The following is a 19,993-nucleotide window of genomic DNA, read 5'->3' on the forward strand; positions in this document are numbered from 1 at the left end:
GGCGCCGGGAGGCGCCGCGCGGAGAGGCGGGGTGGAGGTCTAGGCCGCCTGAGCGGCGACCGCGGCGGCGAGGGCCGGGTCGTCGGCGAGGCGCGGGTCCACGAGCCGCAGCAGCGCCTCGACGGGCCGGGCGGAGCCGAGGGCGCGGTCGAGGGCGGGGCGCTGCGCATCGGGCAGGCGGTCGCCCTGGAGCAGCAGTGCGATCCAGTCGGCGACGGCACGGAGGGAGGCGGCTCCGCCGTGTCCGCCCGCGCGCTCGGCGAGGAGCACGGGCACGATCCGGATGCGGAGCTTGGCGGTCGCGTCGGCGCCGATCTGCTCGAGCCGGTGCTCGATCCGGGGGTTGCCGAAGCGCTCGAGGAGGGCGGCGCAGTAGGCGTCCGCGTCGAGACCAGCGGGGAGGCCGGCCGCCGCCTCCGCCCAGAACGCCTCGACGGCGCTCCGGCAGGCGGGGTCGGCGATCGCCTCCGCGACGGTGGCGAGACCCCGCCGGCGGCCGGTGGCGGCGAGGAGCGTGTGCGCGCCGTTGAGGAGTCGCAGCTTGCGCCGCTCGAAGGGCTCGATGTCGTCCACGAAGCGGGCTCCGGCGCGCTCCCAGGCGGGTCGGCCGGCGGGGAAGCCGCCGCAGAGGACCCAGTCGCGGAACGGCTCGGTCACGACGGCCGCGGCGTCGCTGATGCCGGTGAGCTCGGCCGCCGCCTCCCGGTCCGCCGCCGTGGTGGCCGGGGTGATCCGGTCGACGGAGGTCGACACGAACGAGACGGTGCGGTCGATCCAGTCGGCGAGCGACGGGTCGAGCCGCTCGGCGAGCAGGAGCAGTCCACGGCGCACGAGAGGGCCGTTGCCGGAGAGGTTGTCGCAGGGGACGACGGCGAGAGGGCCGGAGCCGGCGTCGCGCCGGGCGGTGAGGCCGAGGAGGAGGCGGCCGAGCGCGGTCGTCGGCGCTCCTCCCGATCGGAGGGCATCGAGGTCGCTCCGGACGGCGGGGTCGTCCAGGTCGGGGCCGCCGTCCGCGGCGAGACGGTACCCGGCCTCCGTGATCGTCAGCGTGACGATCGCCGTCGCCGGAGCTGCGACGAGCTCGACGAGACGCGCGACGTCCGCGCCGTCGACCGCCTCGACGATGCTGCCCACGACCGTCGCCGAGTCGCCCTCCGGTCCGCGCTCGATCAGCGTGAACAGGCCGTCCTGCGCGGCGAGCTCCTCGGCCGCGCGGGGGCTCCGGCCGGTGAATGCGGCGATGCCCCACTCGTGGTCGTCGTCGACGGCGTGCGTGTACCAGGCCTGATGCGCTCGGTGGAAGGCGCCGAGGCCGAGGTGGACGATGCGGACGGGAGCCGCCGGCAGGCCCGCGGACGCGCGATCGAGACCGCCTCCTCCGCCGTGCCCGCTCACAGCTTGAAGACCTTCCGCGGCTGGGCGTCGACGAGGTCCAGGATGACGGCGCTCGCCGTCTCGGAGTCGATCCGTCCCTCGGCGACCAGGCGCGCGAGGAACGCGGCGTCCAGCCTCCGCGCCATGTCGTGACGAGCCGGGATGGAGAGGAACGCGCGGGTGTCGTCGATGAAGCCGGAGCTCCGCGAGAAGCCGGCGGTCTCCGTCACGGCGGCGCGGAAGCGCAGCACCGCGTCGGGCGCGTCGAGGAACCACCACGGCGCTCCGAGGAACACCGACGGGTAGTAGCCGGCGAGGGGAGCGAGCTCGCGCGAGTGGGTGCTCTCGTCGATCCCGAAGAGGACGAGGTGGAAGCCCGGTGCGTTGCCGAGCTCCTGCAGCAGCGGACGGAGGGGCTCGGCGAACCGGGTCGCGACGGGGATGTCGTGCCCGGTGTCGGGACCGAAGCGCTCGAAGGTCGGCCGATCGTGGTTGCGCAGCACCCCGGCGTGGACGGTCATCACCAGGCCGTCGTCGACGCTCATGCGGGCGGACTGCAGCAGCAGGTGCGCGGCGAGGACGCGGCTGCCCTCGGCGTCGATCGTGCCGGCGCGGGCGCGGGCGAAGAGGGACTGCGCCTCGGCGGGGTCGAGGTCGACGGTCAGCGGCTCCAGCACTCCGTGGTCGGCGGAGACGGCGCCGTGGTCGAGGAAGTACCGGCGCCGGGCGCGGAGGGCCTCGAGGAATCCGGGGAAGCTGGACTCCTTCGTTCCGGTGGCGGCGGCCAGGGCGGCGACGCGCTCGGGCCAGCCGGGGGTGGAGGGATCGAGGTAGGCGTCGGGGCGGAAGGTCGGCAGCACGCGGCCCGGGAACGCCGGATCCTCCGCCAGAGCCCGATGGACGGCCAGGTCGTCCAGCGGATCGTCGGTCGTCGCCAGCACCTCGATCCCGAACCGCTCGAAGAGCGCCCGCGGGCGGAAGGCGTCGGACGCCAGCCGGGCCCCGATCGCCGCGAAGAGGGCGTCGGCGGTGGAGGCGTCGGGCTGCTCGGTGATGCCGAACTGCTCGGCGAGGATCGACTGGAGCCAGTAGCCCGAGGCGGTTCCCGCGAAGATCCGCCAGTGCGCGCAGAACGTGCGCCACACCTCCTCCGGGCCGGCGAGGCGCTCGCCTCCGGGGATGCCGAGATCGCCGAGGTCGATCCCGGCGGAGTGGAGCAGCCGGGTGACGTAGTGGTCGTGCCGGAGGAAGAGCTCCGACGCGTCGGCGAAGGGGCGGTCCTCGAGCAGGAGGCGCGGATCCACGTGCCCGTGCGGGGAGAGGATCGGCAGGTCGGCGACGCTCGCGTGGAGATCGCGGGCGATCGCCCGGGTCGTCGGGTCGATCGGCAGGAGTCGGTCGGGATCGTTCAGCAGCTTCGTCGGCACGGGGCCATCCAAGTATGGGTGCCGAGGAGTGTCAACCGATTGCCAGAGGTGTCGCACCGGATGGCGCGCCGGGCGCGGACCGGGGTCAGGAGTCGCGGCGGGGTCCCGTCGAGGCGCGCGGGACGAACTCCGTCGGCAGATCGTCGGCCCGCTCCGGAGGCTCCTCGTCGCCGAGCACCCGGCGGACCGCCCGCTCGCCCATCCGGCCCAGCGGCGCGCTGATGGTCGACAGCGGCGGCGAGGTGAAGTCGCTGCCGAAGATGTCGTCGAAGCCGATGATGCTGAGCTGCTCCGGGATCGCGACGCCCGACTCCTGAGCCGCGCGCATCAGTCCGATGGCGACCAGGTCGTTGTAGGCGATCACCGCGCCGACGCCGGAGGCGGTCACCCTCGCGAGCGCGCTCCTCCCGCCCTCGAGGGTCGAGACGCCCGGCCCGATCTCGACGACCGTCATGCCCCGCTGCGGAGCGCGGTCGAGGAGGAGCTCCCATCGCGCGGCACTCATCCACGAGTCGGGCGGACCGGCGATGAAGGCGAGGGAGCGGTGGCCGAGGGCCGCGAGGTGGTCGAGCGCGGCGTCGATCCCGGGGGCGAGATCGGGCACGATCCCCGCGACGCCGGGGACCACGCGGTTGAGGACGACGACCGGGATGCGCCCGGCCAGCGCGATGATCTCCTCGTCGCTGAGGCGGGTGCTGACGAGGACGAGCCCGTCGGTGGAGGCGGCGATGCGGTCGGCCGCCTCGGCCTCGCGCTCCCCGGACTCCTGCGACTCGGCGAGGATCATCGTGAAGCCGCGGAGCGACGCCGCCCGCTCCGCTCCGCGCACGGCGGGGAAGAAGGCCGGGTTGGTGATGTCGGCCACCAGCAGCCCGAGGGTCGAGGTGCGGCCCGTCGGCAGCGCGCGCGCCATCGGGTTGAGCCGGTAGCCCAGCTCCTTCGCGGCGGCGCGGATCCGCTGCTCGGTCGCGGCGTTCAGCCGTCCGGGCGTGCTCAGCCCGCGGGAGACGGTGGAGGGGGCGACGCCGGCGAGTCGGGCGACGTCGTAGATCGTCGTCGCGGAGCGGCCGCGGCGTCTCGCGGCGGAGGGGCCGGTGGGCGCGTCTTCGCTGGGCACGATCGCGGTCTTCTCTCGAGGGGCACGGCGGCGGACGGGGCGCCGTCCGCCGCCCATGCTGCCACAGGGCCGAGAAGCCCGCCCGGCCCGTCGCTCGCGTCCGGGTCGGGCCGGATCGGGGAGCCCGCGCTCCGGGAGGCCGCCGTCGCCGGTCGGCCGCCCACCGCTCCGGCCCCTCCAGCGCGGGTCCGCGCGGCTCCGCCCCGTCAGCTCCGCTCCGGGAACGCCCCCTCCTCGCGGATCCGCTCGTTGAGCGCCGCCAGGAACACGCCCTCGTCGAGGTCGAGCGGTACCTCGCGTCCCGTCCAGCTCGAGTAGTGGATGGCGTTGGCGAGCCGGACCCCGAGGATCCCCTCCGCCCCGGGTGCGAGCAGCGGCGTGCCGTGCAGGATGCTGTCCGCGAAGTCCTGCAGGACGGCCGTGTGCTGCTCGCCCCAGACCGACGCCGACTCGATCCGCTCCGTCGTGGAGAGGCCCGCGGTGTCGTAGCGACCGCTGAGCAGGAGGCCCACGTCCTCGGCGCTGAGGGCGGCGCTGACCTCGCGCTCGGGGGCGTTCAGCCGGGTGATGGTCGCGACCCGGGAGTCGTCGACGACGATCCGGCCGCGGTCGCCGACGATCTCGAGGCGGTCGGTGCCGATCGGGTCGTGCGTCGTGGTGACCAGCACTCCGGTCGCGCCCCCGCCGAAGTCGGCGAGCACCGTCACCTCGTCCTCCACCGCGATGTCGCGGCACCGCCCGTAGCCGGCCTTCGCGACCACCGACTCCGGCACTCCGCACAGCCACTGCCACAGGTCGAGCTGGTGGGGCGCCTGGTTGACCAGGACGCCTCCGCCCTCGCCTCCCCAGGTCGCGCGCCACGCGCTCTGGTCGAAGTAGGCCTGCGGCCGCCACCAGGTCGTGATGATCCAGTTCGAGCGCAGGATCCGGCCGATCCCGCCCTCGTCGACGACCTCCTTGAGCCGGCGGTAGAGCGGGTTAGCCCGCTGGTTGAACATGATCGCGAAGCGCTGCCCGGGACGGGCGGCGGCGGCCTCGTTCAGCTCCGCCACCTGCGCGGCGTAGACGCCCGCCGGCTTGTCGACCAGCACGTGCAGCCCGTGCTCGAGAGCGTCGATGCCGATCCCGGGGTGGAGGTAGTGCGGAGTGCAGACGACGACGGCGTCGACCTCTCCGCTCGCGAGGAGGGAGCGGTGGTCGGTGTGGAAGGACGCTCCGGGTGCGAGCGCGGCGGCCGCCGCCTCCCGGGCGGGGTCGACGTCGGCGACGGCCGTGACGACGAGGTCGCGCACCCTGCCGTCGGCGAGGAAGCGGGCGTAGGAGGAGCCCTGGGCGCCGAATCCGATGATGCCGAGGCGGACGGTGGTCATGGAAGGAGTCCTTCGTTCGGGGTGGAAAGGGGGATCCGCGCGGGCGCGCTCGGGGCGTAGGCGGCCTGGACGATCGCGAGCGACCTCGCCGCCTCGCGGGGCGAGATCCAGAAGGGCTCGTCCTCGCCGAGGCGGGCGTAGAAGTCGTGCACGAGCAGCTCGTGCGAGGCGCCCCAGTACGAGCGCCCGCCGGATCGGCGCTCCGTGTCCGGGACGACCTCGACGGATCCGTCGTCGCGCCGCACGGTGAGGGCACCGCGCAGCGAGACGGTGGCGCGCTCGGTGCGCAGGCGGAGCTCGACCGGCTCGTCCCACGCGTTCGCCACGGTCGCGTAGAGGACGCTGCGCGCGCCGGAGGCGTGGGTGAGCACCAGGTCGGCGGTGTCCTCGACCTCGATCGGCAGCAGGCGCGTGGAGGCGGAGCCGCTCACCGCGACCACCTCGCCGAGGAGCCACTGCAGGAGGTCGACGGTGTGGATCGCCTGGTTCATCAGCATCCCGCCGCCGCCCTCGGCCCGCATCCCGCGCCAGGGGCGGTCGAGGTAGTAGCCGGGAGTGCGGTGCCAGAGCACGGTCGCGGCCGCACCCGTCACGGCACCCAGGGAGCCGGACGCCAGCAGCTCGCGGAGGCGCTGCACGGGCGGGTTGTAGCGGTTCTGGAAGCAGACGCCGATGCGCGCCCCGCCCCGCTCGGCCGCGGCGATCACCTGCTCGCCCTCGGCGACGGAGGAGGCGAGCGGCTTCTCGAGGAGCACCGCGACGCCGCGGTCCAGGGCCGCGACCGCCAGCGCGGCGTGCGTGCTGTGCGGAGTGCAGACGTGCACGACGTCGGGGCGGACGGAGTCGAGCATCCGGACCGCCTCGGGGAAGCCCGGCACCGCGTGCCTCTCGGCGGCCGCGGCGAGCCGGCCCGGGTCGGTGTCGCAGACCGCCACCAGCTCCGCGCCGGGTGCGGTGCCGATCGCCGCGAGGTGGACGGAGGAGATGTCGCCGCAGCCGATCACCGCCGCGCGGACGGTCATCGCAGGTCGATCCCGAGCGAGGAGGCGAGCCCCCGGAAGGCCCGAGCGGCCACTCCGAACGACTCGGGGCCGGAGAATCCGCCGAGGGCGTCCGTGATCGCGAGGTGCGGCTCCAGCGAGGCGACGCCCGTCCAGCCGTCGTCGCGCAGGGCGGTGAGCGTCTCGCGCAGCTGGCCGTCGCCCTCGCCGGCGGGCACCACGGTGCCGGTCGCGGCCACCGCGTCCTTCACCTGCAGGTAGTCGACGTAGGGCCGCAGCGCCGTCCAGCCGTCGTCGAAGGGCCGCACCCCGCACTGCACGAAGTTCGCGTTGTCCCAGGCGAGGCGCAGGGCGGGCGAGCCGACGGACTCGACCAGGTCGAGGATCCGCTCGGGGACGTCGCCGTAGATGTCCTTCTCGTTCTCGTGCAGCAGCACCACGCCCTCGCGCTCGGCGCGATCGGCGAGCCTGCGCATGCGCAGCAGGACGTCGTCGCGGATGTTCTCGACCGGCACTCCCTCGCCCCGGTAGAACGAGAAGACGCGGATGCTCGGTGTGCCGAGGGTGTGCGCGACGCGGATGACGCGGTCGAGGCGCGCCACCTCGAGCTCGGGGTCGAGGGCGACGTCGACCTTGCCGATGGGCGAGGCGACGGCCGAGACGGACTGGCCGCCGCGCTCGAGCACGGCGGCGAGGCGGGCGAGGCGCTCGTCGTCGAGGTCGACGACGTTCCGGCCCCAGGCGCTGCGCACCTCGATGCTGTGCGCGCCGAGCGCTCGGAGGACGGCGACCTGGACGACCGGGTCGGGGTCGATCTCGTCGCCGAAGCCGGAGAGGGTCCAGGGTGCGGGGTTCTCGGATGCGGTCGTCGCGGGTGCGGTGGTCACGGTGCGTGCCTCGTTCTCGTCGTCGGGAACCGGCGGGCAGGAGCGCCGCCGTGCCACGACCATACGCGTATTGGCAATCGATTGACAAGATCGGAGGCGCGCCTCTACCGTCGGGGGCGTTCCGGGCCGCGGAGACGCCGGCCCCCACCGCGACCGGGAGGACTGCCGTGACCAGGATCGGCGTGCAGGCGATGATGCTGAAGGACGCGTTCGCCTCGGCGGGCGCCTTCGCGACGCTCCGGGAGGTCCGAGCGATCGGCTACCGGTCGGTGGAGATCTCGCAGATCCCGCTGACGGCGGCCACCGTGGCCGAGCTGCAGCGGGCGCGGGACGAGCTCGGCGTGGAGATCGCGGCGATCTCGGCGGGCCTGGCACCGGGGGACTCCCCGGGCGCCGCGCTCGAGGGCGGGCTCGCCGGGATCGTCGCCGACGCCCGCGCGCTCGGCACGCGCACGGTCCGGATCGGCATGCTGCCCGCCTCCGCGGCGGCCTCGCCGGCCGCTCTGCTCGACTTCGCCGACCGCTGCCAGGCCGCCGCGGCGAGGCTCCGCGACGACGGGCTGAGGCTGCTGCTCCACAACCACCACAACGAGTTCGCGCGGCACGGCGGCCGCCTCCTGCTCGACGTCATCGCCGAGCGGGCTCCGCTGCTGGGGCTCGAGCTCGACGTGCACTGGGTGCAGCGGGGCGGGCTCGATCCTGTGACGACGCTGCGCCGGTACGGGGAGCGCGTCGCCCTGGTGCACCTGAAGGACTACCGGGTCGGGCCGCCCGCCGACATGTCCGGCGGGTGGTCCGTGCACGCCTTCACCTCGAACGTGCAGTTCGCCGAGGTGGGGGAGGGCAATCTCGACTTCCCGGGGATCATCGGGACGAGCCTCGCGCTCGGCGTCGACCACCTCCTCGTCGAGCAGGACGAGCGCTACGGGCGGAGCGCGCTCGACTGCCTGCGGATCTCGCACGACAACCTCGTCGCGATGGGTTTCGCGGACCTGTTCTGAGGAGCGGCCGAGGCTCCTCCCCAGGGACCGGAGCGGCCCGTTCTCCAGTGCTCAGGGGCCCGGGTCCCCGCCGCGTCGGGCGCGACGGCACGCTGGCTCTCCGTGCCCGACCAGTCCGTGGTCGAGTGGACCGAGGACGCCGCCCCGCACGCCGAGGAGGAGGAACGACGACCGGGAAGACGACTGCGAACGACGGCTCGACGGCCCTCGGCTACCCGCCCGCGTACGGCCGCCCCGCTCCGGCCACCCTCCGCCCGGTCGATCGGGGATCTCCGTTCCGTCCTCGCATCCGGGCGCAGCCCCGGAGGAGAAGCAGCGGGATCCGCCGGGGTCCGCCTCTGCTCCGCGGAGCGGAGGACAATGGAGGGACCCCCAGCGAAGGAGACCACCGTGGATCAGCCGCGCATGAACGTCGAGTCGTTCAACCTCGACCACCGCACCGTCGCCGCGCCGTACGTGCGCCTCGCCGACGCGAAGACGCTGCCCGGAGGCGACCACCTCGTCAAGTACGACGTGCGCTTCACCCAGCCCAACCGCGGGCACCTCGAGATGCCCACCGTGCACTCGCTCGAGCACCTGTTCGCCGAGAAGTCCCGCAACCACTCCGACCGCGTGATCGACTTCTCGCCGATGGGCTGCCAGACCGGCTTCTACCTGCTCCTCTCGGGCGAGCCCGAGCTCTCCGAGGTGCTCGGCCTGGTCGAGGCGACGCTCCAGGACATCACCGAGGCCGACGAGGTCCCGGCCGCCAACGAGACCCAGTGCGGCTGGGGCGCCAACCACTCCCTCGAGGGGGCGCAGGAGGCGGCGCGCACGTTCCTCGCGCACCGCTCGGAGTGGGAGACGGTCACCGCGTGAGCACGGCGATCGTCCTGGTCGCGATGGACGAGGAGGCCGCGCCGTTCCTCGCCGCCGCGACCAGCGCCTCCGAGCCGCGCGCCGTCGGCAACGCCCTGCAGTGGGAGCTCGAGCTCGACTCCCGAGCGGTGCTGCTCGTCCGCACGGGCATCGGCCTCGTCAACGCGGCCGGCGGTCTCACCGCAGCGATCCTGCGGGAGGCCGGCTCCCGGCCGCTCGTGGTGAGCGCGGGGACCGCCGGCGGCCTGGGCGCCGACGTCCGCGTGGGCGAGGTCGTGATCGGCGCCGAGTACGTGCAGACCGACGCCGATGCGCGGGCGTTCGGCTACGCGCTCGGGCAGGTCCCGGGGATGCCCGCCCGCTACTCCGGGGACGACGCGGCGCTCGCCGCGGAGCTCGAGCTGCCCGGGGGGCCGGAGGTGCGCCGCGGCCTGATCGTCTCGAGCGACGTCTTCGTCTCCAGCGCCCACGTGGACCGCGTGCGGAGCGACTTCCCCGGCGCGCTCGCCACCGACATGGAATCGGTCGCGCTCGCGCAGACGGCGCACGTGCACGGGCTGCCGTTCGTCTCGGTCCGCGGGATCTCGGACCTCTGCGCCCCCGGCGAGTTCGAGGCGCACGTCGACGACGCGGCCGATCGCTCCGTCGCCGTGGTGCGGGCGCTGCTCGTCGGGCTGGGCGACCGGGACTGACGGACGGGCGGCCCTCCGCGACAGCGCGGAAGGGCCGCCCCGGGGGTCAGTCGTTGCCGACGTGCTGGTCGCCGGCCTCCTGGGCCTTGTCGACCTGCCCGGCGAACTTCCCGCCGGTCGCGGAGTCGGCGGCGTCGCCCGCCTTGTCGAGTCCCTTGTCGGTCAGCTCCTCGCCCTTGTCGCTGCTCGCGGCGTTCTTCGCCTTGTCCGCGAGTCCTCCGAGATCCACCATGGGGTCGTTCCTTCCGTCGATGAGCGCCCGTCGAGCAACGGGCCGTCGCCAGTCTCCGCCGCTCGGCGAGGGTCTGCGCGGGGGTTGCGGCTGACGGCCGCGCCGAGGACGATGCGCCTCCGGCCCCGCTGTTCCGCTCGTGCCCGCGACGCGCCAGAGTGAGCGGTGCGCCCCCGCGCACCGACCTCAGGGAGACCCGATGAAGTACATGCTGATCATGCGCGCGACCGATGCGGCGAAGGAGGCCTACGCCTCCATCCCGTTCGACGAGATCATCACCCGGATGGGGCAGTACAACGAGGCGATGATCGAGGCGGGCGTGCTGCTCTCGGGCGACGGCCTGGCCGACGACGTCGCCTCCTCCGGCTTCGTGGTCGACTTCTCCTCCGAGCCGCCGACCGTCGTCGACGGCGCCTACGGCCCGACCGAGTCGCTCTTCAACGGCTTCTGGATCATCGGGGTCGACTCCAAGGAGCAGGCCCGCGAGTGGGCGCTGCGCTGCCCCCTGGTGCCCGGCAACCGCCTCGAGGTGCGCCGGATCACCGACGAGAGCGACTTCGCGGAGTTCGCCGACAACGAGTACGTGCAGAAGGAGGCCGGCTGGCGCGAGGACGAGGCGGCCCGCGCCTCCGGGGACTGACGCGGCGGCGGGCGTCACGCCTCCGTGACGACGCCCGCCTCGACGTGCCAGTGCCGCGTCAGCTGCACCGTCTCGAGCATCCGCCGGTCGTGGGTGACCAGCAGCAGTGTGCCCTCGTACGCCTCGAGCGCCTCCTCCAGCTGCTCGATGGCGACGAGGTCGAGGTGGTTGGTCGGCTCGTCGAGCACCAGGAGGTTCGTGCCGCGGGCCTGGAGGAGCGCCAGGGCGGCCCGCGTCCGCTCGCCCGGCGAGAGCTCGCCGACGCGGCGGCCGACGTGGTCGGCCTTCAGCCCGAACTTCGCCAGCAGCGTGCGGACCTCGGCGGTCGGCCACTCGGGCACCAGCGCCTCGAACGCGTCCGCGAGCGGCACCTCGGCGGCGAGCATCCCGCGGGCCTGATCGATCTCGCCGATCGCCACGCTCGCTCCGAGGGAGGCGCCGCCCTCCTCCGGCTCGGCGCGGCCGAGGAGGAGCGACAGCAGCGTCGACTTGCCGGAGCCGTTGGGCCCGGTGATGCCGATCCGGTCGCCCGCGTCGACCTGGAGCGACACCGGCCCGAGCGTGAAGGCGCCGCGGCGGGCGACCGCGCCGTTCAGCGTCGAGACGACCGAGCTCGAGCGCGGGGCGCTGCCGATCGTGAAGGTGAGCTGCCACTCCTTGCGCGGCTCCTCGACCTCCTCGAGCCGCGCGATCCGGCTCTCCATCTGGCGCACCTTCTGCGCCTGCTTCTCGCTCGACTCCGCCGAGGCCTTGCGGCGGATCTTGTCGTTGTCGGGGGCCTTCTTCATCGCGTTGCGCACGCCCTGGCTCGACCACTCCCGCTGGGTGCGGGCGCGGGAGACCAGGTCGGCCTTCTGCTCGGCGAAGTCCTCGTACTTCTCGCGGCGCTGGCGGCGCGCGGTCTCGCGCTCCTCCAGGAACGCGTCGTAGCCGCCTCCGTAGACCCGGTTGGTGCCCTGCGCGAGATCGAGCTCGAGCACGCGGGTCACGCTGCGGGCGAGGAACTCGCGATCGTGGCTCACGAGGACCGCGCCGCCGCGGAGTCCACGGACGAAGGCCTCCAGGCGCTCCAGGCCGTCGAGGTCGAGGTCGTTGGTCGGCTCGTCGAGCAGCACCACGTCGAAGCGCGAGAGCAGCAGTGCCGCGAGGCCCACCCGCGCCGCCTGCCCGCCGGAGAGGGAGGTCATCGTCGAGGAGGCGGCCGCGGCTCCGAGCGACAGGCCCAGGTCGGCCAGGACGACCGGGGTGCGCTCGTCGAGGTCGGCCGCGCCGCTCGCGAGCCAGCGGTCGAGTGCGAGGGCGTAGCGGTCGGCGATCGAGCCGTCGGGATCGGGGTCGGCCAGGGCGGCGGCGGCGGCGTCGAGCTCGGCGGAGGCCTCGGCGCAGCCGGTGCGGCGCGCGATGTAGCCGGCCACGGTCTCGCCCTCGCGGCGCTCGTGCTCCTGCGGCAGCCAGCCGACGAAGGCGTCGCCCGGCGAGAGAACGACGGAGCCCTCGAGCGGAGCCGTCTCGCCGGCGAGGATGCGCAGGAGCGTCGACTTGCCGGCTCCGTTCGCCCCGACGACGCCCACCACGTCCCCGGGGGCGACCGTCAGGTCGAGTCCGTCGAACAGGGTGCGGTGCGCATAGCCTCCGGAGAGGCCCTTGGCGACGAGGGTGGCGGTCACCGGTCCAGCGTAGGCGCGGGCGACTCGCTAGACGGCCTGGTGATCAGCCGGTCTAGGATGTGCGGATGAGCGACACGAGCCTGCGGAGCGGCGCCGGGTACTGGTACCCGGACGAGTCGTCCACCCGCCGCGCTGTCGAGGTGCTGAGCGCCATGCGCACGTACCGCGTCTCCGAGGTCTCGATGCGCCGCCGCACGCGCGAGCGGATGGCGATGGGCGAGACGGACCTGATCGCCATCCAGTACCTGCTCCGCCAGCAGCGCAAGGGCGAGCTGGTGACCGGCAAGGATCTGGCCTCGCACCTCTCCATCTCGTCCGCGTCGACCACGGTCCTCATCGACCGCCTGGTCCGCAGCGGCCACCTCGTGCGCAAGCCCAACCCGACCGACCGGCGCGGGATCGTCGTGGAGGCGACCGTCGACAGCGATGACGAGGTGCGCGCCACGCTCCAGGAGATGCACCGCCGGATGCTCGAGATCGCCGAGGACCTGGACGCCCCCGAGGCCGAGGTCGTCGTCAACTTCCTCCGCCGGATGAGCGCGGCCGTCGACGAGATCGACGCGGAGCACGGCGACGGGCACGATACGGACGAAGCCGACCCGGCGGAACCCTCCGCGGCGAAATAGCTAGACGGACTAGTAATAAGCCGAGGGGCCTATAGTCTGGCGGCATGGGTCAATTCCTCTACGGCACTCCTCCCGCCGTCATCGAGATCGAGGACCGGACCCTGGCCCACCTCCAGATCGTGATCTACGCGAAGTTCCGACGCGACGAGCGCTTCAGCCTCACCCTCGACTCGATGCCCGAGGGTGCGCGCGGCCGCCACTCCTTCTGGATGAACCCGAACATCGCCCTGCAGTTCCACTTCGCGGGGAGCCGGCAGCCGACGATCAACCCGACCTGGGTCGAGCTCCTGATGGACGCGGCGAACAGCGGCGGCGGGCTGCGCCTGCTCCCCGAGCCCCCGTCCTGACCCGGTCCCGGCGAGGCCGACCCGTCCCGGACGACCACAGGGCTCCCCGCACGACGGTGGATCCGCAGCACCGGCCTCCTGCGATAGCACGTGCCGCCGGCCGCCCCGTCTCCTAGGGTGGAGCGGGCGCCGCGGGGCGCGCGGAGGGCGGGGGACATGCGCAGGACGGTCATCGGAGCGACGGCACTGGCCGGGGTGCTCGCGCTCGCGGGGTGCTCGGCGCCCGCTCCGGCTCCCACGGTCACGGTCACCGTGTTCGCCACGGCGACGCCGACTCCGGTGCCGGACCCGACCGTCACGGCGGCGCTCCCGCAAGCGACGGCCACGGTCTTCGCGCCGGTCCCCGAGGCGACGGTCACGTTCACGCCGAACGCGACGCCGGACATCCCCGAGACCGCCTTCGCGGTCGACAACGGCGCGGTTCCCGGGGCGAACGGCGAGCCGACCCGCGATGGGGAGGGGGACATCGTGAGCTACACCGTGGTGCAGGACGACACGTTCTTCGACATCGCGCAGCGCTTCGGGATCCCGGTGCAGCAGCTGCTCCGGATGAACCCGACGATCGCCGGAGCCGGCGAGGCGGTCTACATCAATGCAGTCGTCAACCTCGACGCGAGCACGCTGGGGTGAGCGGAGCGGCGAGCCGCGGAGGCGGCCGCTCAGAGCGACCCGGCTACTGCGACTTCGGCAGGACGTGGAACGCGACGGCGAGCGATCCCGAGATCATCAGGATGCCGCCGACGAAGAGGAATCCGGCGATGTCGGGCAGCAGGAACGAGTTGCCGAGAACGAGGATCCCGCCGAGGAACAGCACGAACGAGAGGACGACGCCCAGACCAGTCATGCCCTCATCGTACGCAGGTCACGGGAGCAGGAGGTCCGCGAGCTCCTCGGCGCCGGACACCAGCGCGATCGTCCCGACCGCCTCGAGCGGCGATCCGTAGCCCCACTCGACCATGATCGTCGGCACGCCGTGGGCGGCGGCGCCCTGCACGTCGTGCTCGCGGTCGCCCACCATCACCGGCGCCGAGAGGTCGACGCCGAGCTCGCGGAGCCGGCGCAGCGCCTCCTCCACGACGTCGGCCTTGGCGCTGCGGACCTCGTCCTCGGAGGCGCCGCAGATCACCGTGAAGTACTGCGCCAGGCCGTAGTGCTCGAGGATGCGCGTGGCCGCCGACTCCGGCTTGGAGGTCGCGAGCGAGAGCGGCACGCCGGCCTCGGCGATGCGCGCGAGCACCTCGGGCAGCCCCGGGTAGACCGAGGAGTCGAACAGCCCGCCCGCGTTGTAGCGGCGGCGGTAGACCACGAGCGCGGCCTGTGCCTCCTCGACGGTCATCCCGCCGAGCTCGCGGAACGCCTCGAGCAGCGGAGGGCCGACGTAGGCCAGCAGCTCGGCCGGAGCGGGAACGGGGCGGCCCAGCTCGACGAAGGTCTCGACGAGGGTGCCGGTGATGCCGGGGGCCGAGTCGGTGATCGTGCCGTCGAGGTCGAACAGGATGCAGGACCAGGTGCCGGCTCGCGCGTCGAGGCCGGTGGCGGCGAGGGTCGTGTCGGACATGGCGGGCTCCTGACCTCGGAGGACGGGGTGACGCCGGCGCTGCCCCGCCGGGGGCCACACTCTACGGCCGTTCGGCGTCCAGAGCCCGTTCGACGAACGAACGGGTGACGACCTGGGCGATCGAGCCGGGGTCGAGCTGCACGGCGACGAAGTCGGCGGTGCGGATCAGCGCGAAGGCCTCGCGTCCGGGAAGGACCAGCATCTGCACCCGCGGATGCTGCTGCCGGGGGACCGCGGTGCGCACCTCGTCCGTGGAGGTGAACAGCGGCAGGACCTGCTCCCCGGTGGTCGTCGCGACGGTGCGGACGTGCGGCACGCCTCCGGGCTGGGAGCCCGTGACGTCGACCACGAGGGAGCCGTCGAGGCAGGCCTCGAGCAGCCGGTCGACGGCCTCGGCGGTGGGAGCGGCGACGAGCGCCTCCAGTGCTTCCCGAGCCTCCGCATTGCGGTACGGACCGGGTCGCGCCGGGCGTGCAGGGGGTCCGCCTCGTCGTGCCATGGCTCCACGCTAACGAAGACCGGGGCGTGATCGGAATCGCCGGGACCGGTTCCCGGGAATGCGCGCGATCGGTGTCCGGAATCGTTACGGCCGTCTGCGGACACCGTGTCCTCTATTCGACGGCTGGTGGCGAACAGCTCGATTCCGCCGTGATTGCCTCCGCTTATCCTGAACATTCCCCTCGACATGGCGCGAGAAAGGGACGAATGGCGCCATTCATGGCGCACTCGATTGTGAAAGGGGGTAATGTCTCTCCCGGTCCGGGTCGAGACAGTCCGGTCCCGCGAACTCCAGGAGGAAAAGTGGCCCAGAAGATCACGCTTGTCGACGATATCGACGGAACCCTTATCGATTCCGGTGACGGCGGTACCGTCCGCTTCAGCATCGAGGGCGCCAACTACGAGATCGATCTCGGCCCCGACAACATCGCCGAGCTCCACTCGGCGCTCGAGAAGTTCGTCTCGAGCGCCCGCCGCGTCGGCTCGCGCCCCGCGGCCGCCACGAGCGTCGCGACCGCCTCCAAGAGCGACCCCAAGCAGCTCAAGGCCATCCGCGAGTGGGCGAACGCCAACGGCCACCCCGTCTCCGACCGCGGACGCATCCCCTCCGAGGTCCAGGCCGCCTACCAGGCCGCCCACAAGTAGCGGCCGCCGGGCTCTCGGCCCGGTGAGACGCGGCATTCCCGGGCCTCGCGCCCGGTGAGCGGAAGGCCCCCGTGATCCGATCGCGGGGGCCTTCGCCGTGCCTGTCGCCGTGCCTGTCAGAACAGGCGCGTGTGGGAGTCGTCGGTGCCGCGCATGGCCTCGTAGTCGAGCACCACGCAGCGGATTCCGCGGTCCTCGGCGAGAGTCCGCGCCTGCGGCTTGATCTCCTGAGCGGCGAAGACTCCCGTCACCGGGAAGAGGTGCGGATCGCGATTCATCAGCTCGAGATAGCGGGTGAGCTGCTCGACTCCGTCGATCTCGCCGCGGCGCTTGATCTCGACGGCGACGGCGGCTCCCGAGGAATCGCGGGCGAGGATGTCGACCGGGCCGATCGCGGTCATGTACTCGCGCCGGACGAGAGTGTGCCCCTCTCCGAGGAGGCCGATCTGCTCGGCGAGAAGGCGCTGGAGATGCGACTCCACTCCGTCCTTCACGAGTCCCGGATCGACGCCGAGCTCGTGCGCCGAATCGTGCAGCACCTCGTGGATCGAGACGACGAGAGCGTCGCCGGTCTTGCGGTGCGCGACGGTCCACTGCTGCGTCACTCCCGCGGTGCGCGCCTCCTCGTCGGGCTCGCCCGTGATCAGCGTGCAGGGCGGGCTCATCCAGTTCAGCGGCTTGTAGGAGCCGCCGTCGGAGTGGATGAGGACGCTCCCGTCGGCCTTGACGAGCAGGAGGCGGGTGGCGAGCGGGAGGTGGGCGCTGAGACGGCCGGTGTAGTCGACGGAGCAGCGCGCGATGACGAGACGCACCCGTCGAGGATAGACGGCGCGGCTCCGGCGGGCTCCCGGCTCAGTGCGCGGCGACGGGAGGCCGGCGGCCGAGCGGAGGAGCGGGCGGCGGCACCGAGAGCGAGGCGCGCAGCGCGACCGCGAACTCGGCCGGCGCCTCCGCCCACGGGTGGTGGCCGCTCGACTCGATGACGGCCAGGCTCGCCTGCGGCAGGAGCGCGGTGAGCGCCTCCAGAGCGGCGACGCCCGTCACCGGATCGTCCTCGCCGCCGAGGACGACGGCGGGGCAGTCGAGGCGCTGCAGAGCGTCGCGGATCGCCGCGGTGTCGTCGGAGCCGGCGGGAGTCGTGTGACCGGCAGCCCGGTCGTCGATCCCGAGCCAGGCGGTGCCGGGGGCGATCAGGAGCAGGTGGGCGATGCGCTCGGGCGCGTCCACGGCGGCGAGCAGGACGGCGCGGCATCCGGAGTCGTGCGCGGCGAGATCGAGCTCGTCGACGCCGAGGTGACGGCGCAGGTCCTCCACGTCGGCGGCCGTCGTGGCCGGGGGAGCGGGAGGCAGCTCCGCGGAGCCGCCCACTCCGCGCGGGTGCAGCACGAGGACGCGGCGCGTGCAGGCGATCGAGGCGAACGAGCCGAGGTAGGAGGGGTGGCGCTCCGGCTCGCCGGGGACGACCACCAGGGGCCGCCCCTGACCGGCTCCGTGCTCGTCGACGTGGAGCAGGGCGCCGTCGCGCGCTCGGTACCGCATCCGCTCCCCCTCCGCCGCCGTCCTGGGAAGCCTAGGGGGAGGCGCGTCGGGGCGCCCGGGCCGCACGGGGGCTTGCGGAGGCGCGTGGAGCGGGGCGGTCAGCTCCGTCGGCTGCGGGCGGCGGGGGAGGCGAGCCCGGCCACGACCACCAGGGCCAGAACCAGGAAGAGGGCGTTCAGCAGGCCGTAGTGCTCGCCGAGGAAGCCGATCGCCGGCGGTCCGACCAGGAACGCGACGTAGCCGAGCATCGCCACCGCGCTGACACGGGCGGCCGAGTGCGGCCCCTCCGCCGCGGCCGACATGCCCACCGGGAAGCCGAGCGAGCAGCCCAGACCCCAGGCGACCGCGCCGACGACGACGAGCGCGTCGACCGGGGCGAGGATGAACAGCAGGATGCCGACGATCGCGAGCCCGGCGGAGGCGCGCAGCACCGGGACGCGGCCGAAGCGGTCGAGCACGGGTCCGCCGATCACGCGTCCGACGGTCATGGCGGCGACGAACACGCCGAACACGACGGCGGCGGTCGTCTTGTCGGTGCCGTGGCCGTCGACCATCGCCAGGGTCAGCCAGTCGTTCGCGGAGCCCTCGGCGAAGGCCATGCCCAGCATGATCAGGCCGATGAGGACGAGGCGGCCGTCGCGCCAGACGCCGAGGGAGGCGGCGACGCGCTCGCGGACCGGCGGCTTCACCGTGGTCGCCGCGCCGGAGGTGTCGAGCTCCTCGCGGACCGGGACGAAGCGGATCGCGATCACCGCGGTCACGGCGATCACCACGGCGATCGCGCCGAGGTGGACGGCGACGGGCACGGCCAGGGCGGAGGCGCCCGCGCCGATCAGCGCGCCGGCCACGGTGCCGAGGCTGAAGAAGGCGTGGAACAGCGGCAGGAGCGTCTTGCCGAAGGCCTTCTCGTTGGCCGCTCCCTCGACGTTCATCATCACGTCGACCGCTCCGTTGCCGAAGCCGAGCATCGCCATGCCGGCGAAGGCCGCGGGGAGGACGCCGATGACGTCGGCCGAGACGCCCAGCACCGCGAGCCCCGCCGCCGAGACGGTGAGGCCGAGCGCCATGCCGCGCCGGGCGCCGATCGCGCCCATGACCGGCGTCGAGAACGCGAGTCCGACGATCGCGCCGATCGACATCGAGAGGATCAGCAGGCCCACTCCGGCGGTCGAGAGCTGGAGCTCGTCACGGATGGCGGGGGTGCGCGAGACCCAGGTGGCGATGGAGATCCCGCTGAGGACGAAGATCGTGAAGACGGCGTTGCGCCAGGCGACCAGCTGCGGGCGCGTGAGCGCGGACGTCGAGGTCATGGCGGTTCTCCTGGTGCGGGCGGGATCCGGACACCGGATCGAGAGGCACGGTCGAATCGATTCGAAGCGAGCCGGTCTAAGCTATCCGGAACCCCGGGGACGGTCAACCGACGACGAGCGCGCCGCCCCCACGAGGAGGAACGTGGAACCCCGCAAGAGCCCCCGGCCGACGCTCGCCCGCGTCGCGAGCCGGGCCGGAGTGTCCCCCTCCACCGCCTCGCTGGTCTTCAGCGGCTCCGGCCCCGTCTCGGAGGCCACGAAGGAGCGGGTGCTGCGCGCGGCGTCCGAGCTCGACTACGCCGGTCCCGACCCGCGGGCGCGCTCGCTCCGCCGCGGCCGCTCGGGGATCGTGGGGGTCGTCGTGGACGAGCGGATGCTGCACGCGTTCCGCGACCCGATCAAGATCGCCATGCTCGACGGGATCGCCGACGTGCTCGGCGGGGTCGACGCCGGGATCCTGCTGCTCACCGAGACCGGCGACGGCGCGGGCCTGCTGGCGACGGCCCCGGTCGACGCGATGATCCTGGTCGGCTGCAGCCCGTCGGTCGACGACTCCGTCGCCGTGCTGCGTCGCCGGGGGGTGCCGGTCGTCGTGGTCGAGGGCCTCTCGGAGCTGGGCGGCGCCGTGATCTCGCTCGACAACCGCGAGGCCAGCCGCACCCTCGCGGAGCACCTGCGCGAGCTCGGCCACGAGCGGGTCGCGGTGGTCTCGCTCCCGTTCGCGAAGGACCGCCGCCGCGGCGCGATCCCGGCCGGCTGGCGCTCGAGCCCCAGCATCACTCCGGTCGACCGCCTCCTCGGCGTGCAGGACGTCTTCCCGGACGCGTCGGTCGTCGCCGCCGCAGCGAGCTCGGTCGACGAGGGCGTCGCCGCGGGCCGCACGCTGCTCGAGGGGGCGGAGCCGCCGACCGCGGTCGTCGCGCAGAGCGATCTGCTGGCCGCGGGTGTGATCCTCGCGGCGGAGGAGCGCGGGCTGCGCGTGCCCGAGGACCTCTCGGTGGTCGGCTTCGACGGCGTGCAGGTGCCCGGTCTCGCGGCCGAGTACGACCTCACGACGATGGCCCAGCCCGCGGTCGAGAAGGGCCGTGCGGCGGGACGGGCCGCGGTCGCGCTCCTGGCCGACGAGGAGGCGGAGGCGGTCTGCTTCCACGCCGTCTTCCACCGCGGGAACACCAGCGCACCGCCGCGCTGACCGGAGTTGTCC

Annotated in this window: 23 protein-coding genes; 9 read left to right on the plus strand and 14 right to left on the minus strand. The window is 73.5% G+C overall.

Annotation, left to right across the window (positions count from 1 at the left end; all coding sequences use genetic code 11):
• Window positions 1-39: 39 nt before the first annotated feature.
• From C5C49_RS12675 to C5C49_RS12700, 6 genes are all read right to left on the minus strand, one after another.
• Window positions 40-1,395, minus strand: a complete 1,356-nt coding sequence (locus tag C5C49_RS12675) for a mannitol dehydrogenase family protein (protein WP_181135775.1) — start codon at window positions 1,393-1,395, stop codon at window positions 40-42.
• Entirely contained in the window at window positions 1,392-2,801 is a 1,410-nt protein-coding gene (uxaC, locus tag C5C49_RS12680) for a glucuronate isomerase (protein ID WP_104250264.1), read from the minus strand. The genes C5C49_RS12675 and uxaC overlap by 4 nt, the downstream gene beginning before the upstream one ends.
• 85 nt (window positions 2,802-2,886) lie before the next feature.
• A complete protein-coding gene (locus tag C5C49_RS12685; RefSeq protein WP_159940282.1) occupies window positions 2,887-3,918 on the minus strand; it encodes a LacI family DNA-binding transcriptional regulator in 1,032 nt (343 codons plus the stop codon).
• A gap of 206 nt (window positions 3,919-4,124) precedes the next feature.
• Window positions 4,125-5,288 (minus strand): Gfo/Idh/MocA family protein, encoded by a 1,164-nt coding sequence (locus C5C49_RS12690; RefSeq protein ID WP_104346294.1) that lies wholly within the window; start codon window positions 5,286-5,288, stop codon window positions 4,125-4,127.
• Complete coding sequence (locus C5C49_RS12695) at window positions 5,285-6,310, minus strand: Gfo/Idh/MocA family protein (RefSeq protein WP_104346295.1); 1,026 nt, start codon at window positions 6,308-6,310, stop codon at window positions 5,285-5,287. The genes C5C49_RS12690 and C5C49_RS12695 overlap by 4 nt, the downstream gene beginning before the upstream one ends.
• Entirely contained in the window at window positions 6,307-7,176 is an 870-nt protein-coding gene (locus tag C5C49_RS12700) for a sugar phosphate isomerase/epimerase (protein ID WP_258068460.1), read from the minus strand. Before C5C49_RS12700 ends, C5C49_RS12695 begins: the two co-directional genes overlap by 4 nt.
• Window positions 7,177-7,343: 167 nt before the next feature.
• Here C5C49_RS12700 and C5C49_RS12705 point away from each other — a divergent pair, with 167 nt between their 5' ends.
• The 3 genes from C5C49_RS12705 to mtnN all read left to right on the plus strand — a co-directional run bounded on the left by C5C49_RS12705 (window position 7,344) and on the right by mtnN (window position 9,727).
• Window positions 7,344-8,177 carry a sugar phosphate isomerase/epimerase gene (locus tag C5C49_RS12705; RefSeq protein WP_258068461.1) on the plus strand — a complete coding sequence of 278 codons (834 nt, stop codon included), beginning with the start codon at window positions 7,344-7,346 and terminating at the stop codon, window positions 8,175-8,177.
• A 360-nt stretch (window positions 8,178-8,537) separates the two neighbouring features.
• Window positions 8,538-9,035 (plus strand): S-ribosylhomocysteine lyase, encoded by a 498-nt coding sequence (locus C5C49_RS12710; RefSeq protein WP_308470742.1) that lies wholly within the window; start codon window positions 8,538-8,540, stop codon window positions 9,033-9,035.
• Entirely contained in the window at window positions 9,032-9,727 is a 696-nt protein-coding gene (gene mtnN, locus C5C49_RS12715; protein ID WP_258068462.1) for a 5'-methylthioadenosine/S-adenosylhomocysteine nucleosidase, read from the plus strand. The genes C5C49_RS12710 and mtnN overlap by 4 nt, the downstream gene beginning before the upstream one ends.
• Window positions 9,728-9,773: 46 nt before the next feature.
• On the opposite strand, the gene C5C49_RS12720 is transcribed toward mtnN, so the two are convergent.
• On the minus strand, window positions 9,774-9,959 hold the full coding sequence (locus C5C49_RS12720; protein WP_104282784.1) for an antitoxin: 186 nt from the start codon (window positions 9,957-9,959) through the stop codon (window positions 9,774-9,776).
• A 199-nt stretch (window positions 9,960-10,158) separates the two neighbouring features.
• On the opposite strand from C5C49_RS12720, the gene C5C49_RS12725 reads away from it, so the two are divergent.
• Window positions 10,159-10,599, plus strand: a complete 441-nt coding sequence (locus tag C5C49_RS12725; protein WP_104222630.1) for a YciI family protein — start codon at window positions 10,159-10,161, stop codon at window positions 10,597-10,599.
• Window positions 10,600-10,613: 14 nt separating this feature from the next.
• Here the strand turns inward: C5C49_RS12725 and C5C49_RS12730 are convergent, their stop codons facing one another.
• Window positions 10,614-12,266 carry an ABC-F family ATP-binding cassette domain-containing protein gene (locus tag C5C49_RS12730; protein ID WP_104346297.1) on the minus strand — a complete coding sequence of 551 codons (1,653 nt, stop codon included), beginning with the start codon at window positions 12,264-12,266 and terminating at the stop codon, window positions 10,614-10,616.
• A 65-nt stretch (window positions 12,267-12,331) separates the two neighbouring features.
• On the opposite strand from C5C49_RS12730, the gene C5C49_RS12735 reads away from it, so the two are divergent.
• The 3 genes from C5C49_RS12735 to C5C49_RS12745 all read left to right on the plus strand — a co-directional run bounded on the left by C5C49_RS12735 (window position 12,332) and on the right by C5C49_RS12745 (window position 13,869).
• Entirely contained in the window at window positions 12,332-12,892 is a 561-nt protein-coding gene (locus C5C49_RS12735; RefSeq protein WP_104256423.1) for a MarR family winged helix-turn-helix transcriptional regulator, read from the plus strand.
• A gap of 44 nt (window positions 12,893-12,936) precedes the next feature.
• A complete protein-coding gene (locus C5C49_RS12740; RefSeq protein ID WP_104225758.1) occupies window positions 12,937-13,239 on the plus strand; it encodes an ATP-dependent DNA ligase in 303 nt (100 codons plus the stop codon).
• 156 nt (window positions 13,240-13,395) lie between these two features.
• The gene (locus tag C5C49_RS12745; protein WP_104346298.1) at window positions 13,396-13,869 is read left to right on the plus strand and encodes a LysM domain-containing protein; all 474 of its coding nucleotides are present in this window, start codon (window positions 13,396-13,398) and stop codon (window positions 13,867-13,869) included.
• A 43-nt stretch (window positions 13,870-13,912) separates the two neighbouring features.
• Here C5C49_RS12745 and C5C49_RS17080 read toward each other — a convergent pair whose 3' ends face one another.
• The 3 genes from C5C49_RS17080 to C5C49_RS12755 all read right to left on the minus strand — a co-directional run bounded on the left by C5C49_RS17080 (window position 13,913) and on the right by C5C49_RS12755 (window position 15,296).
• Window positions 13,913-14,083 carry a hypothetical protein gene (locus tag C5C49_RS17080; RefSeq protein WP_159911733.1) on the minus strand — a complete coding sequence of 57 codons (171 nt, stop codon included), beginning with the start codon at window positions 14,081-14,083 and terminating at the stop codon, window positions 13,913-13,915.
• 18 nt (window positions 14,084-14,101) lie between these two features.
• Complete coding sequence (locus C5C49_RS12750; RefSeq protein ID WP_104222626.1) at window positions 14,102-14,797, minus strand: HAD hydrolase-like protein; 696 nt, start codon at window positions 14,795-14,797, stop codon at window positions 14,102-14,104.
• Window positions 14,798-14,858: 61 nt separating this feature from the next.
• Window positions 14,859-15,296, minus strand: a complete 438-nt coding sequence (locus C5C49_RS12755; protein ID WP_104222625.1) for an SseB family protein — start codon at window positions 15,294-15,296, stop codon at window positions 14,859-14,861.
• Between the two features lie 302 nt (window positions 15,297-15,598).
• Here C5C49_RS12755 and C5C49_RS12760 point away from each other — a divergent pair, with 302 nt between their 5' ends.
• Window positions 15,599-15,940 carry an Lsr2 family protein gene (locus C5C49_RS12760; protein WP_104222624.1) on the plus strand — a complete coding sequence of 114 codons (342 nt, stop codon included), beginning with the start codon at window positions 15,599-15,601 and terminating at the stop codon, window positions 15,938-15,940.
• Between the two features lie 116 nt (window positions 15,941-16,056).
• Here the strand turns inward: C5C49_RS12760 and nucS are convergent, their stop codons facing one another.
• The 3 genes from nucS to C5C49_RS12775 all read right to left on the minus strand — a co-directional run bounded on the left by nucS (window position 16,057) and on the right by C5C49_RS12775 (window position 18,789).
• Window positions 16,057-16,752 (minus strand): endonuclease NucS, encoded by a 696-nt coding sequence (gene nucS, locus C5C49_RS12765; RefSeq protein ID WP_104247564.1) that lies wholly within the window; start codon window positions 16,750-16,752, stop codon window positions 16,057-16,059.
• A gap of 40 nt (window positions 16,753-16,792) precedes the next feature.
• Window positions 16,793-17,479 carry an alpha/beta fold hydrolase gene (locus C5C49_RS12770; protein WP_104346299.1) on the minus strand — a complete coding sequence of 229 codons (687 nt, stop codon included), beginning with the start codon at window positions 17,477-17,479 and terminating at the stop codon, window positions 16,793-16,795.
• A 98-nt stretch (window positions 17,480-17,577) separates the two neighbouring features.
• Window positions 17,578-18,789: an MFS transporter gene (locus C5C49_RS12775; protein ID WP_104225755.1), complete on the minus strand. Its 1,212-nt coding sequence runs from the start codon at window positions 18,787-18,789 to the stop codon at window positions 17,578-17,580.
• A gap of 142 nt (window positions 18,790-18,931) precedes the next feature.
• On the opposite strand from C5C49_RS12775, the gene C5C49_RS12780 reads away from it, so the two are divergent.
• Complete coding sequence (locus C5C49_RS12780) at window positions 18,932-19,981, plus strand: LacI family DNA-binding transcriptional regulator (protein ID WP_258068463.1); 1,050 nt, start codon at window positions 18,932-18,934, stop codon at window positions 19,979-19,981.
• The last annotated feature ends 12 nt before the right edge of the window (window positions 19,982-19,993 follow it).

The organism is Rathayibacter sp. AY1E2, from assembly GCF_002932325.1.
In the GTDB taxonomy this organism is placed as follows: domain Bacteria; phylum Actinomycetota; class Actinomycetes; order Actinomycetales; family Microbacteriaceae; genus Rathayibacter.